Annotated in this window: 7 protein-coding genes and 1 pseudogene; 2 read left to right on the forward strand and 6 right to left on the reverse strand. The window is 45.8% G+C overall.

From position 1 onward, the window contains the following. Positions 1–10 precede the first annotated feature (10 nt). Positions 11–1993 carry a response regulator gene (locus PMG25_RS19570; RefSeq protein WP_283768579.1) on the reverse strand — a complete coding sequence of 661 codons (1983 nt, stop codon included), beginning with the start codon at positions 1991–1993 and terminating at the stop codon, positions 11–13. Between the two features lie 232 nt (positions 1994–2225). Here PMG25_RS19570 and PMG25_RS19575 point away from each other — a divergent pair, with 232 nt between their 5' ends. Then, complete coding sequence (locus PMG25_RS19575) at positions 2226–7433, forward strand: response regulator (RefSeq protein WP_283768580.1); 5208 nt, start codon at positions 2226–2228, stop codon at positions 7431–7433. A gap of 3 nt (positions 7434–7436) precedes the next feature. On the opposite strand, the gene PMG25_RS19580 is transcribed toward PMG25_RS19575, so the two are convergent. From PMG25_RS19580 to PMG25_RS19600, 5 genes and pseudogenes are all read right to left on the reverse strand, one after another. Beyond that, complete coding sequence (locus PMG25_RS19580; protein ID WP_283768581.1) at positions 7437–8612, reverse strand: FtsW/RodA/SpoVE family cell cycle protein; 1176 nt, start codon at positions 8610–8612, stop codon at positions 7437–7439. Positions 8613–8762: 150 nt separating this feature from the next. Further along, the gene (locus PMG25_RS19585; RefSeq protein ID WP_283768582.1) at positions 8763–8966 is read right to left on the reverse strand and encodes a rod-capping linker protein CpcD domain-containing protein; all 204 of its coding nucleotides are present in this window, start codon (positions 8964–8966) and stop codon (positions 8763–8765) included. A 266-nt stretch (positions 8967–9232) separates the two neighbouring features. After that, complete coding sequence (gene apcB / locus PMG25_RS19590; RefSeq protein WP_283768583.1) at positions 9233–9718, reverse strand: allophycocyanin subunit beta; 486 nt, start codon at positions 9716–9718, stop codon at positions 9233–9235. A gap of 85 nt (positions 9719–9803) precedes the next feature. After that, positions 9804–10289 carry an allophycocyanin subunit alpha gene (gene apcA / locus PMG25_RS19595; RefSeq protein WP_283764387.1) on the reverse strand — a complete coding sequence of 162 codons (486 nt, stop codon included), beginning with the start codon at positions 10287–10289 and terminating at the stop codon, positions 9804–9806. Between the two features lie 500 nt (positions 10290–10789). Next, a pseudogene (locus PMG25_RS19600) lies at positions 10790–13462 on the reverse strand (phycobilisome rod-core linker polypeptide); the annotation flags it as partial. Positions 13463–13832: 370 nt separating this feature from the next. On the opposite strand from PMG25_RS19600, the gene PMG25_RS19605 reads away from it, so the two are divergent. Continuing rightward, a complete protein-coding gene (locus tag PMG25_RS19605; RefSeq protein ID WP_283768585.1) occupies positions 13833–15032 on the forward strand; it encodes a class I SAM-dependent methyltransferase in 1200 nt (399 codons plus the stop codon). Positions 15033–15155 lie beyond the last annotated feature (123 nt).

The following is a 15155-nucleotide window of genomic DNA, read 5'->3' on the forward strand; positions in this document are numbered from 1 at the left end:
TTCTACTTCTCTAGCGATTGGAATTAAAATTATCCATTCGGATATCTTCGATCAAACTTAAAATTTGATCGCAGCGAAAGGTTTTGACTAAATCAGTGAGGGATTGTGCAAGAGTTGAATATCGATCGGGAATTTGGTCAATTAACTGTAATAGCCGATCGTCATCAATGGCATCTGCTGCCTGATAGAGTTGCTGAAGCCACGGATAGGGCATAACTTTGAGGCTATCTGATGAGAGAATAAATGGGGAAGAGGAAGGGGTTACCGGGTGTTCCTGGGATGGTTGTAAATGATCATCATAAATATAGCGTACACTTAGATGTTTAGCTATCTTTTCAAAGATTAGGTCTTCTGTAAAGGGTTTGAGTACGCAGTCATTACAGCCAACTTTTAAGATCCGATCGAGTTCTTCTTCTAAGATACTGGCTGTTAAGGCAATAATGATCGGAGGCGGCTCTGTTGCTGGGGTGTTGGCTCTGATCTGCTCGGTGACGAGATCTCCGTTCATGACTGGCATCCGGATGTCCATCCAAATTAAATGCGGTTTCCAGGTTTCCCAAATGGCGATCGCCTCCTGTCCATTTTCGGCCAGTTTCACCTCAAAACCAATTGGCTCCAAAAATTGTAACAAAAGTTGCCGATTTTCCCACTGATCGTCCACAATCAAAATTCGGTATACGGGTTGCTCTGGAGCTAAACCCACGACTCTATGACTCGAATGGGTGGGAAGGACTTGATCTGAATCCACTCTCAACACTTCAATGGTAAACTTAAATTTACTGCCATAACCGACTTGACTTTCCAACGTAATTGTGCCATGCATTAACTGCACAAATTTTTGGGCAATGGTCAAACCTAAACCTGTTCCTTCCTGAGACACTTTTCGCGTTTTACTTTGCACAAAAGCTTCAAATAATTTCTGTTGCTCTTCCGGATCAATACCCGGCCCTGTATCTTCGACTTCAACTTGTAACACGATCTTATGACTGGATGGATCTGCCTGGGGACTCACGGTTGAAATCCTCAGACTTACATGACCTTCTTCAGTAAATTTTAGGCTATTATTAAGCAAGTTAATTAGAATTTGACGTAATTTAACTTGATCGGTACAAATATAGGAAGGGACTTCAGGAGAAACCTGAAAAAACAATTCTATACTTTGCTGTTCTGCTTTTAGCTTAAACATTCCTTCTAAGTCATCAATCAACCTCATAAAATCAAAACAACTTTCATCTAAGGTGATGCGACCGGCTTCAATTTTAGATAAATCTAAAACGTTGTTAATCAAGGTTAATAAATGTTGTCCACTGCGGTTCATAATGCGGAGATTTTCTTGATGTTCTGGGGGCAAAGAAGAGGAACGCCCCATTAATTGACAAAATCCCAAAATCACATTCAGAGGGGATCGCAGCTCATGACTCATGTTGGCTAAAAACTCACTTTTAGCCCGATTCGCTAATTCTGCGGTTTGCTTCGCTTGTTCTAATTCCTGGGTTCTTTGAGAAACTTTTTTCTCTAAATCTTGATTCAATTCCGTCAGTTCAGCATTGATGAGTTGTAATCTTTTATTTTGTTGAGCTAATTTTTGGTCTTGATCGTAACTGCGTAAGGCTTCAGTTACGGTTAATTTTAAATCTTCTTCATCCCAAGGTTTAGAAATATAACGATATAACTTGGCATAATTAACCACTCGTCCAACCACATCGGCGCTTGCTTGACCTGTCAGTAATATTTTTAGGGTTTTTGAGGATAAGTCATGCACTTTAATTAAAAGTTCATCCCCGGACATTCCTGGCATCATATGATCGGAAATAATCAGGGCAATATCAATCCGATCGGCGATCAAATCTTCGGCAATTTCCAAGGCTTCAATACCACTTTCTGCTTGCTCGATCAAATAGCTCGGAGTCAACCAAGCCTTGAGTTGTCGCTTCAAGCTATCTAAAATAATTGGGTTATCATCAACACAGAGTATGGCTCGCTTAGAAGACATGCGTTTCGGCCTCAATGAATCTTCATCTTAAAAGAATAGAGTCTCTAGGGCAGAATTTCTATACACTCACCCTCAATCAACCCCTTTATGGCAAAAACATCCATAGAGAATTACAATAAGGAATAATCACAGAGCTATTATGAATCAAAAAACACTTTGAATTCCCCCTGGCTCTACTGGTCTGTCTCAAATCTACTTCCCATTTTGCATTCATATATCTGACCCATCGCTAATGATTAAGCAGGAACCAGCCCCAGTTAAACCCAATATCCTTGTGGTTGATGATATCCCAGCCAATTTGCATATGTTTGCTAAGATGCTCAGTCAAGAAGGCTATAAGGTGCGATCGGCAGTTACAGGTGCATTGGCACTATCGGGTGCTAAGGCCATGCCTCCTGACTTGATTTTACTAGATATTTTAATGCCAGAACTTGATGGTTATCAAGTTTGCTCCTTACTGAAAGCCGATCCCTTAACTGAGGATATCCCAATTATTTTTATTAGTGCCCTCGGAGAAGAAATTGATAAAGTGAGAGCCTTTGAAGTGGGAGCAGTCGATTATGTAACTAAACCGTTTCTCAAGTCCGAAGTGCTGGCCCGGATTGACTATCATATTCGAGCGTCGCAGACCCACAAACAACTCCTTACCCAAAATTTCCGTCTCCAAGAAGAAATTGAATATCGTCGTTTGATAGAAGAGAAACTGGAGCGTTTTAGCTTCCATCTGAAACAGATCCATCGTTTAAGTACGTCCCATTATCGGACAATAGAAGCCTTATGTCGAGATTATTTGCAAACGGGATGTTCGATTTTAGGGTGTTCGGTTGGCTTGATTGGTCATGTGGAAGAGGATCGGTATGTAATTGATGGGGTGGAATCGACCTTTGAGTATATTCATTTATCTGGGCAACTGGATTTTCGAGGGACTTATTTGGATTGGGTGATACGCCGACAAAAAACGATTACTCACGAACAAATCGATCGCGGCTTTAGACCACTCAAACCCTTGGATTTAGGATGTTGTACTTTGAAGTCGTTTATGGGCACACCGATTTGGGTAGAGGATGAATTTTATGGTGTGTTAGGGTTTGGCTCGACCCATGAGCAGGGGGAGCGGTTTGACACTCAAGCTCAGGAAATTTTAGAGCTGATGGCTCAAAGTTTGGGTAAGTGGATTGGTATTCGGCAAACGGCTCTGAAGCGCCAACAGGCGGAAGAGCAGACGCAATGGTTATTGAAGGTGACTCAAGAGATTAGCCGATCGCCAGATTTCCATACGGCTCTGAAATCGGCTCTGGAACATCTGTGTGAAGCTAGTGGTTGGAGTTATGGTGAGGTTTGGCTACCGAGTGATGAGGGTCGGGTCTTAACTCTCAGTCCGGTTTGGCACTGTCATAAGCAGGAACCCCCAGAGGTCTTGAGCCATTTAGAACGGTTTCGTTTCGGTCGTCAAAGCCAAATTTGGAGCAGTGGGACGGGTTTGCTGGGGAAGGTGTGGGCAACGGGAAGGGCCGAGTATGTGCCGGATGTTCCCCAGCGATCGCCGGAAATTTGCCAACAACCGGATTTAGCGGCTCTGTGCCATATCCAGAAGGGGTTGTGGATTCCGATTGTATCACGTCCAGGAGAACAACAGCAGGAACAGGTGGTTGCGGTGTTGGTGTTGTTTCTATCGGGAATCTCGACCTTAGAATTTCACCATCAATGCGATCAATTATTAGCGTTTGCTTCGGCGATCGCCTCCCAATTAGGAACGGTTCTACGGCAAAAACAAGTAGAGGCCGAGCAAAGAGCCATGTTGATGGCGATGGATGATGCGATCGGGGTCTATAACCAGCAGGGGGTTTGTCTGAAATTTATGACTAATAATCCCCAATTTTTGCGAGAACCTCCTGAAAACAAGTTATTCACAACCCTGTATGACTGCTTACCCGAAGCCCAAGCTGATGAACACTTAAGAGCCATTCAACAGGCGATCGCCACCGGAGAAACCCAAACCCTTCAATATCACCTGGCGATCGAAGAACAACGCATGTGGTTTTCCGCCAAAGTTTCCCCCTTATCCGATCAAACTGCCCTATTCGTCATTCGGGACATCACAGCCTTAGAAGCGGTAACCACGGCCCTCCAGCACAGCGAAGCTCGATTTCAGGCCGTATTTGAACAAGCCGGGATTGGAATTTACATTACCACCTTAGATGGTCACTTTGTGCAAACCAATCCCGCCTTTGAATCCTTCGTTGGTTATTCCCCAGAAGCATTGCGATCGATCCCATCATCCCATCTGATCGATCCAGAAGACAAAAGTGCCCATGATACTCACTTTCAAAATCTGCTACTCGGTCAAACTCAATCCTATCAGATTGAACAACGCTATATTCACAACAGTGGAACCCTTCGCTGGGGAAGAGTGACTATTTCTGCCTTGCAAGAAAACCAAACCATCAAATTGATCTTGGGCCTGGTCGAAGATATCACCGAACGTCATCGAATTGAATTAGAACTCAAAGAAAGTGAGACTCGCTATCGAGAACTGATCGAAGTCCAAGAAGATGTTTTGATTTGTCGCTGGCAACCCAATACTCAACTGACTTTTGTGAATCAATATTTTTGTCAATTCTTTAATCAAACCAAAACTCAGCTCATCGATCGGTCTCTAAATTCCTTTTTAGTCAATCCCAATGATCGTCTAGAAATTCAAAACCAGATTATCCATTTATTAAAAACCTTAACTCCACAAAGTTGGGAATATGAATATCGCTCTGGAACAGGACAATCTCGATGGTTACGTTGGACGAATCAACCCATTCTCGATCGGAGTGGAACCTTGGTGGATATTCAATCATTTGGTGTTGATATTACTGCCCAAAAACAACGAGAGTTAGCGTTTAAGTTGCTCTCGCAAGGGATAGGAACATCGACGGGAGATGATTTTTTTGAGAGTTGCACTCAATATTTAGCCAATCTTCTTCAAGTTCCCTATGCTTTAATTGCCAAAGTGCGCGATCGCGAACTCAAACAGGTTGATATCTTAGCCTTTTGGAATGGCACAGAAATCCAAACGTTTTCTCAGCTAGATGTGGTAGATGCACCCTGCCATCCAATTTTGTCAGGAGAAGAAGTTTATTATGCCGATCGCTGCCAAGAGGCGTTTGGTAATTATCCATTGATTCAAAGCTTGAATATCCAAAGCTACTTAGGACTCCCCTTGAAAAATAGTTCACACACCGTGATTGGCTATATTGCCATTTTGGATGTTAAGCCTCTGGAAGTAAATGAAGAAAAACGGGCAATATTAGATGTCTTTGTGGCACGATCTGAAGCTGAAATAGAACGAAAATCTTCTGAAGAAAAACTCAAAAAAATTGCCCAACAAGAACGAGCGATCGCCAATATTCTTGCCCAGATGCAACAAGCCTTAAATGTAGAAACAATTTTGGCGGTCACTACCCATGAAATTCGAGAATTGTTTGAGAGCGATCGTGTGGCAATTTATCGCTTAAACTCAGATTGGAGTGGTCAATTTATTACTGATTCTGTAGCTCCGGGTTGGCATTCTTTATTCGACACAGATCATGTATTTTCTTCAGAACTCATTACTGATGAAAGTTGTGCGCTGAAAAAATGGATCGATACGCCTAATCAGCGTTCTTCTTCTGTTCTCTCTATGACGGGAGAATTAGTTCCCTTTCATGCTTATCCATATCTCTGTATGACTGATATTTATCAAGCGGGCTTTGAAGTAGAATATTTGAAGTTTATAGAAAAGATTCAGGCTAGATCTTATCTAATGCTTCCTCTGTTTTGCTCCCATCAACTCTGGGGATTGTTGGGAATTTATCAAAATCAATCGGCTCGAAAATGGCAAGAAGACGAAATTCAAATGGCTATTTATATTGGCAATCAACTCAGTATTTCTATTCAGCAATCTCAATTAATTGAAGCCATCCAAACCCAATCGGAAGAGTTGAAAGTTGCCAAAGAAAATGCCGATGCTTCTAATCGAGCTAAGAGTGGATTTTTAGCGAAAATGAGTCATGAATTTCGGACTCCTTTGAATGCTATTTTAGGCTTTGCCCAAGTGATGGGGCGAGATGGATCCTTGTCTTTGACGCAGCAAGAACAACTGAAAATCATTAATCAAAGTGGCGAACATTTGCTCAATTTAATCAATGATGTTCTAGAAATGTCGAAAATCGAGTCGGGCAAAGTGAGCTTGAATGCCACAGATTTTGATTTACTCAAAATTTTAGAGAATCTCAAAAGCCTATTACAGCTCAAAGCTCGTTTGAAAGGGTTAGCTCTGAAAATCAAGGTTGACGATCGGGTTCCTCAATATGTCTATGGAGATGAGAAGAAATTAAGACAAGTTCTCCTTAATCTCGTGGATAATGGAATTAAATTTACGTCCCAAGGGTGTGTGACCCTCGAAGCGATCCCATGTCCTACTCCTGGAACCGATCGCGATCGCGATCAGATCCGGTTTATCGTCTCTGATACTGGCATCGGTATTGCTCCGGAAAATATAGACCGGTTGTTTCAACCCTTTGTGCAAAGCCAGCCATCAGCACTCACCCATAGCTGGCAACATGATGAAGAAGGAACGGGATTAGGATTAGCCATTAGCCAACATTTCGTTGAGTTAATGGGAGGTCAATTAAAGGTAGACTCTACAGTGGGTTTGGGCAGTCGCTTCTTTTTTGATATTCCCTTAGAGTTGGGACAAGCTCAATCGATTACGACCGATCGCCCCCTACAACCGATCGCCGGATTAGCTCCCGATCAGCCCACCTATCGCATCTTAGTCGTTGATGATGAACGGGAGCAGCGCTTACTTCTGTTGCATCTGTTAAATCATGTGGGGTTTGAAGTTCAGGCTGCCGAAAATGGCCAAGAGGCGATCGATCTCTGGCAAAGTTGGCAACCCCATCTGATCCTCATGGATATGCGAATGCCGGTGGTCAACGGGTTAGAAGCCACCCAACAGATTAAGGCCAGCATTCAAGGTCAAGCTACCGTCATCATCGCTGTCACCGCCCATGCCTTTGAGGAAGATCGACAACAGGTTTTAGGAGCCGGATGTGATGACTATCTCAGCAAACCCTTTCAGCAACCCGTACTACTCGACAAAATTGCCCAACATTTAGGCGTTCGTTATCTCTATGAAACCTGTTCCCTAGAGCCAACTGTTGACCTCACCTCTGGTCAGGGGACTTCTCAGAAGCCACAATCTAAAGGCGATTTACCCTGGGAAACCTTATCGTTGGATTGTCTATGGGCCCTCCATCAGAGGGCTATTGAAGCCGATCATGAATCGATTCTCGACCTCAGCCAAGACCTTGACCCTCCAGAAATCGCCCAATGGCTGATAGAGCGAGTTAATCAGTTTGAGTTTGAAACCATTTGTGAGGCGATCACCCCGTTTCTAACCTCTAAATAACCCCTACCTAGAGTTGGAAGCCCGACTCCGGCGCTCCTCCAGAGACACCACCGCCGCTTGACGACTCTCCCTAGCCACTCGCACCAACAAACCCGCAGACAACAAACTAGCAATCATCGAATTGCCCCCATAACTAAACATGGGGAAGGGTAAACCCGTCGTTGGCAGCGCTCCAGTGGCTACCCCAATGTTAATCAACGATTGCCCCACCAACAGAAACGTTGCCCCGATCGCAATTAAACGATGCAGCTTATCCGTCGATTTCAGCGCCACCATTAACCCCAGGGTGGCATACACTCCCAACATCAATAACAACAGCAGACTACCAACAAAGCCAAACTCTTCCGCATAAACCGCAAAAATAAAATCCGTGTAGTGAATCGGTAAATAGAACCATTTTTGTTGCGAGAGTCCTAAACCCGTGCCCCAAAACCCTCCTGATCCGATCGCCAATAAACTTTGGATCAATTGATAGCCATCGTTAACCGGATCGGCCCAAGGGTCTAAAAACGTCATGATCCGCCGCCGTTGATACTCATTGATACTTAAGCTCAACAAGCCTAAACCCAATCCCACTCCCCCCGTGGTTAACAACAAGCGATAGGGTAAACCCGAAGCCACGGCGATCGCAAACAACGTCATCCCGCAAAACGTCGCCGTACTCAGATTCGGTTGCAGCAAAATCCCCACCAACACCGCCCCAAAAATTGCCAACCATCGCCAGCGAATTATCGGTCTTAAAGACGGCCACCATCCAAATACTTGGGCCCCTTGCAACACCAAAAACGGCTTAATTAACTCCGACGGTTGTAAGGGCAACCCCCCTAAAGACAACCAACGAGTTGCCCCATTAATCGTCGTCCCTAATCCCGGAATCACCGTCACACCAATCAACCCCAGCAATAAGAGCAGAACCCATTGGGATACTCTCATCAGGGATTTTAACGGCGTATACACCATCACATTGAATCCAACACAGCCCAATAGCGCCCAAGCCATTTGTCGCTTCACATAATAAAACCCATCCCCATGGGAGTTCGCCAGAGGATAGGATGCTGAAAATAAAATGACAAGCCCAACCGATAGCCACAGGAAGGTTAACCATCGCAATAGTCGCGCCTCCATAGCCCATTCCTTGACGGAGGGATCGATCAAAGGGATTAACTGTTGAAGCTTCAAGGAGTATGATAATTAACTTAATTCTCCATGGACTCTAACAAAAAACAAAGCAAAAGTAAAGCCTAAACCCTTACTCTTGCTCTGTTCAAAAACTCTTTTGTCGGCTTCGTCAGCCAGACAACCCCCAATACGGAGCTAAATCCATAGCAATTAGAGCAAACCCGCGTTTGCTCCCACTTTACCGGTAGCCAACTCCACCTTAAGGATTTTGCCACCCATTTTCATAATTCGCTGTTGCTCACGAAACCAATTATCATAGGGCACTAACTTCGTGAAGTAAGTATTTTGCAGTTCTCGTTGCGTCCGAATTCTGCTTAAACTCGGCACACAAGCCGTTACCTTAAACATCCGCATGGGCTAATTTCTCCTATTGCGATTCAAAAATTCAGAAAAAATGCTATCAAAACTTTTTTACTGTACCCTCCCCAGTCTGGGAGTCCAGAGCCAATTCTAGACCATTGCGATCGGTTATTGTTCTATCTGCTGACAGTTCAACCCCCGAAACAAACCCTTTCTCTCGATTAGGCTTGTAACGGTCTAGGACTTACCCTAGACTTCCCAGACTCTACTTCTGAAGGGCGTTTATCAAGAAAGCACTACCTTCAGTTGAAGCACTTAGTCTAGCTTAAGCCAGAGGAGATGTAATCGAAGTACACACCCATTTCTTTACCAGCCGCTTCGCCCACCAAGCTCGCAGTTACTTCTTTCATCGCTTGGATTGCTTGAACGGTGGAACCGATGGGAACACCCAGAGAGTTGTAGGTTTCTTTTAAGCCATTGAGAACCCGCTCATCTAAGATGGAAGGATCTCCAGCCAACATCGCATAGGTCGCATAACGCAGGTAGTAATCCAAATCACGGATACAAGCAGCGTAGCGACGGGTGGTGTACATATTTCCACCCGGACGAGTCACATCGGAGTACAGCAGAGCTTTAGCGACTGCTTCTTTCACAATGGTAGAAGCATTGGCGCTAATAGCCGTAGCTGCACGAACCCGCAGAGCGCCGGTTCCGAAGTAGCCTTTGAGCTTGTCCAGAGCAGCAGAATCAAGGTACTTACCTTGAACGTCGGAAGAATTGATAACAGCAGTAATTGCGTCTTGCATGGTTGTGTTGTTGATGAAGTTACTTAAAAATGATCAGTTGTAGTTAATGCTCAAATGTTGAGCCTTGGCTAAAACTTAGGTCAGTCTAGGAAAGACCACCTTTGACATAATCGAAGTAAGAACCGGCTTCAGCCGCATCTTCACCTGACATCAGGGAAGTGGCTACTGCTTTCATGCAACTAACACTTTCGGCCACTGCATCCAGGGAAGTACCCAGAGATTTGTACATCTCTTTTGCACCAACCAAACCGATTTCTTCGATGGGGGTTACATCACCGGCCACGATTCCATAGGTAATCAGACGCAGGTAATAGTCCATGTCCCGTAGACAGGTTGCGGTCATTTCATCGCCATAGGCATTTCCACCAGGAGCAACCACATCAGGCCGTTTTTGGAAGAGTTGATCGCCTGCTTCCTTAACAATGCGCTCGCGAGAGTCGGTGAGGATTTGGGCAATCCGCAAACGTTGCTCACCAGATGTTACAAAAGCTTTGATCCGATCCAGTTCGCCTGGGCTGAGATAACGAGCTTCAGCATCAGCATTCACGATGGATTTCGTGACGATACTCATGTTGTGGAGTCCTCCAAAATAGAAAATGTCACCAATTTGGTTTTATAGAGATGGCTTGCGCCAAAGGGTCTGAGTCTAGCGCCGTAGCAACTTCGTTGAGTTAATGAATTTGCTATTTGTTGTTTTAAGGAACCTTGGCATAGCTCAAGGGGATTAGCTTAAAAGCACAGGGTTTGACTCAGCGATCGCCGGATATTTACCTCTGATATTTTTCATTGGTTTTATATCCGTCCGAACTCATTGTCAGGCATGGAGTTCACATCCTAAATCACTTCTTAACATTTTTTTACATTTTCCCTCATTTTGATCCCTTCTCTAAGCCTGTCAGCATAGGTATTTAAGACCATTTCCTTTCACTTTCCCAGCTTGTTACAACTGTTCACATTTTTTCCAATGAACAACAAAATCCATTAGGGATGGCAATTTGCACCATCCCTAATGGACTCTACGCTCGCCTACTAGCGGCGATCGCGTTCAAATTTTAACCGATACAACCTTTAGACTGGTTCAAAGCTAGGAACCACAATGTCCTTACTCTGCTTCGTCAATTGGTTATACAACTTCTCTGTATTCGGGAAGTTCGCTGCCGGCAGCGTGTTATAGCGGCAATAGGGAACCACATCTTCACCAAAGGCCTGTAGATATTCCATACTATTAACCATCGCTCCAATAAAGGCACGAATCCCCTCACTGGACAACACCTGGTTATACTTACGAATTTCCGCCTGATCTAAAGGCGCACGACCCAAGAAATGTTTCGTTCCTAGCTCAATCACCTTCGTATTCGGGAAAGGCGTATAGAACTCCTTGATATACAGATCCGAACACCCTAACCCTTCAATAAACTCCTTGACCGTAATCTCACCATTGGTCAAACGACTCTCTAACCTAGAGAATTCATTGCTGACAATAAATGGAGCGATATCCCGCTCAAAGATTTGCCGATAAGCTGCGCCAATCAAGGCATTCACGGCCGGTTTATCAACCAAAGTCGTCAACTTAAAGACCTTGCGCTGTTCCCGTTGCTTGCGAACCCCTTGATTGATCCGCACTTGTACCTCAATATCGCCGCGTGATTCCGTAACTGCGCCGAGTTCAACAAAGCGTGGGGCTTTTTCTGGCTTAACCAGTTGACCCATATCTTCGCGCAGACTACCCACGCGCATGGTGCGTAAGGATAATCCACCTGGAGTCAAATACCGCTCATAGGGAACCGTATCTTCTCCGAAAGCCTCCGCATACTCAACGGAATCAATAATCGCATCCACCAGGGCATAAAAACCCTTCTTAGAACACAGATCGAAATACCGATTCATTTCCTGACGGCCATAGGTGGGACGACCCAATAACCGCCGGTGGATATACTCAATCGCCTTGACGACATATAGAGAACTCCAGTACAGATTGCGGAAGACATCTGACTTGGCCAGGGCTTTCACAAATTCCCGAACTGTAATATCTCCATTTTCCAGGCGAATTTCCATCACCTTCAGTCGTTGACCGTCATATACATCTCGGCCAAAGACTTGTAAATAGCAGGCACGAATCACCGCTTGAGTGGACGTTTCCGAGAACTTGACATTAGTTCCCGCTTTTTTGCCCACTGTTCCCGGTACTTGATCCAACTTAAAGACCTTCGGGCCTAACGTCCCCGGAGCTTTACCCCGTGATTTTGGAGCCGAAACTTGGCTATCAATCCCTGCTCCCCGATGAATTAACAAACGGCGGGTATCCTTACCAAAGGGCGCAGGACTCGCACTCGGATTACGGGTTTCTTTGGGGAAAATGGCCCCAAACTGAATTTCCAGGGGATCGTTACCCGAACCATAGACATGCTGATCGGGTAGAGGACGGTTATAGGCCGCAAACGTGGTAATAAATTGGGGAACTTTGCGGAACGGTGCGCTATAGTTAAACAGCTCTTGTTGGGGCCCCCAGTTACGGCACTCTTGGGCTTCTTGTCCTAGGCCGCGCAAGTAAGGAACCGTTTCTTCTCCGAAGTAATCGGCGTACTCTTGGCAATCGACCAAAGCGCCCACTAAAGCCGGTAGCCCGCCATCGGAAACAATGGAGAAATATTTCTGGAATTCTTCCCGACTCGACAGACCTCGACCGAGGATATGGCGGAAGGCCAGTTCTACCACCCGACTATTGACAAACGGTTCGTAGAACTGCTGGCGATACAGAGGACTCAGACACAAGCGGCGGACAAACTCCTTCATGGAGATGTCGCCATTTTTCACCTGAGATTCTAGATAAGAAACCGATTGAGAATAGGCCCGAGTGATATCCCGTTCAAAGACTTGCCGATAGGCAGCCTTCACCACTTCCTGTTTTTCAGAGGTGGATAGTCCAGGCTTCATGACAAATTTTTGCCGACGCTCAGAAGCATTGAAGTAAATTTGCGGCAGTTCAAGTCCCTGTTGATCGAGGCTTGGGCGTTGACGGATTTTATTTGACGGTGTGGAAGCTTTGAATTCAGCGATCACTACGTCAAAATATTGTCCAACGATCTCGCTAGAATCTGGGGTATTTTTTACATACCCTAAAGCACTAGCCCGCATTTCCTGTAGGGCTACTATGGTTGCAGCCGTAGAACAAGCGCCTTCAATAATTTCTCTGAGTCCACGGACGTTTACGGAGAGAATATTGGGGTCTCCTGCTACGATCGCATAAGTAATATAACGCAGAAACCAACTTAAATCCCGTAGGGATTTGGTCATGTTGGACGGCCCATAACGGGAAACGTTAATGGGACGAAATCCAGCCGGTACTGGCCCGGTGCTGGGGGTATTGAATAAAGCCCCAAATCCTGAGAAGAGTCCGCCACTGCGGTTATCTTCTACAAAGGTTTCTGTGCCTACGTTCTGGCTTTTTTTGGCTCCTACGAGGGCGGGTTCTGGGTCTTTAGGCTTTTCTAGGAAAGCCATGGGAGAACCACCGGTGAAGATCCGATTGGCTGCCCGTGAAACAATCAGTTCAGAATTTTTGGTGAGGATTTCGGCGATCGCCAACCGTTTGAGACCTGACTCGAAATAGGTTGAAAGCTCACCGAGTTCAGTCCGCTCTAAAAAACGGTCTTGCTGTTCAGCAACAGAAATCGTTGAAACAGCAACCGTTTGATACAGTTGCGGACGAGCAACGGAGCTTCCACCACTTGCCTTGATAGTCATGCGCTCTTCTTAGCTCCCTTTGGATGTTTACAGCAATTGCGTTAAACAGCTTGTGGCTATCGACCAGTCCAGAGGACTGATCCCTGATAGCTATTGATGTTTGATCTTAAGGGTAGTCTGGCTTGACTCCCTTTGTTTATTAAAAAGCGTAACGATTCTACATCATAGGCGATCGCAGTCCCCTGACTGAGAAAAAAGATAAGTTTTGTTACGTTATTAGCCAGGGCTAATGGCTCTAGAGACCCGACGATCCTCCCTAAAACTGCTCTAGCAGCGCCTGTTTCCTATTCCTGCCGACTGAAATTTTCAGTGAGTTCTGTGTCCCAAATATTGGATAATCAGATCTGGCAGCCCTCATTTTCTCCTCACTATGTCCGAAGCTCAAGCCATTAGTCACGCTGTAGCCAAACTTTACGATACCTATCCCTTTCCTCCAGAACCTTTGCTTGATGAACCCCCTCCGGGATACAACTGGCGCTGGAATTGGTTGGCGGCTTACCAGTTCTGCACAGGACGTAAGCCCCCTCGTCAAGATATCCGGATTCTGGATGCCGGATGTGGAACGGGGGTAAGCACTGAATACTTAGTTCATCTGAATCCCCAAGCTTCTGTGGTGGGCATTGATTTGAGTGCCGGAGCGCTCTCAGTTGCTCAGGAGCGTTGTCAGCGATCAGGAGCCGACCGAGTAGAATTTCATCACCTCAGTTTGTACGATGTGGCCCAACTGCCCGGCCAGTTTGAACTGATTAATTGTGTGGGCGTATTGCACCACCTCCCCGATCCGATTCGCGGTATTCAATCTCTGGCCTGTAAGTTAGCGCCAGGGGGACTGCTGCATATTTTTGTCTATGCTCACTTGGGACGATTTGAAATTCAGCTCATGCAACAGGCGATCGCCTTGCTCCAAGGAGAACATCGGGGAGATTACCAAGATGGAGTCAAAGTTGGACGTAAACTTTTCTCCGTCCTACCGGAAGATAACCGGATCGTGCGCGAAGACAAACGGCGCTGGGCCCTGGAAAATCACCGAGATGAATGCTTTGCCGATATGTATGTTCATCCCCAGGAAATTGATTACACCATTGATACCCTGTTTGAATTGATCGAAGCATCGGGATTAGCCTTTGTGGGCTTTTCCAATCCCCAGTATTGGGATATCGATCGCCTACTCGGCCAAGCCCCAGAACTGATGGAACGGGTAGAAAATTTGAGCGATCGCCAACGCTATCGCCTGATTGAACTGCTCGACCCAGAACTGACCCACTACGAATTTTTCCTCGCTCGTCCTCCCCTGGATTACTGCGACTGGTCTGAGGATGATCTTCTGGTGGGAGCCATCCCCGAACCTAATCCCTGTCTCCATGGCTGGCCGTCCCAAAGCCTTATGAACCGGGACTATCAACCCGTCAGCCTATCCGAGGAACACTTTCAACTGCTGCAAGCCTGTAATGGACAACAAACCGTTCGCGAGATCCTGGCGCAAACCCAACAGGGAATCGAGGGAATGCGATCGCTCCTAGACCAAAACTTGATTCTTCTGACTCCTCCAGCCCCAGAAGGCGATCGCTAACCCCCATTCCCCATTCCCCATTCCCCATTCCCCATTCCCCATTCCCCATTCCCCATTCCCCATTCCCCATTCCCCATTCCCCATTCCCCATTCCCCATTCCCCATTCCCCATTCCCCATTCCC

The organism is Roseofilum capinflatum BLCC-M114, assembly GCF_030068505.1.
GTDB lineage: Bacteria > Cyanobacteriota > Cyanobacteriia > Cyanobacteriales > Desertifilaceae > Roseofilum > Roseofilum capinflatum.

What these genes read in the sequence shown, in the direction of transcription:
- PMG25_RS19605 (WP_283768585.1), top strand. Translation starts at nt 13,833, where the DNA reads ATGTCCGAAGCTCAAGCCATTAGTCACGCTGTAGCCAAACTTTACGAT.
- PMG25_RS19585 (WP_283768582.1), bottom strand. Translation starts at nt 8,966, where the DNA reads ATGCGGATGTTTAAGGTAACGGCTTGTGTGCCGAGTTTAAGCAGAATT.
- apcB (WP_283768583.1), bottom strand. Translation starts at nt 9,718, where the DNA reads ATGCAAGACGCAATTACTGCTGTTATCAATTCTTCCGACGTTCAAGGT.
- PMG25_RS19570 (WP_283768579.1), bottom strand. Translation starts at nt 1,993, where the DNA reads ATGTCTTCTAAGCGAGCCATACTCTGTGTTGATGATAACCCAATTATT.
- PMG25_RS19575 (WP_283768580.1), top strand. Translation starts at nt 2,226, where the DNA reads ATGATTAAGCAGGAACCAGCCCCAGTTAAACCCAATATCCTTGTGGTT.
- apcA (WP_283764387.1), bottom strand. Translation starts at nt 10,289, where the DNA reads ATGAGTATCGTCACGAAATCCATCGTGAATGCTGATGCTGAAGCTCGT.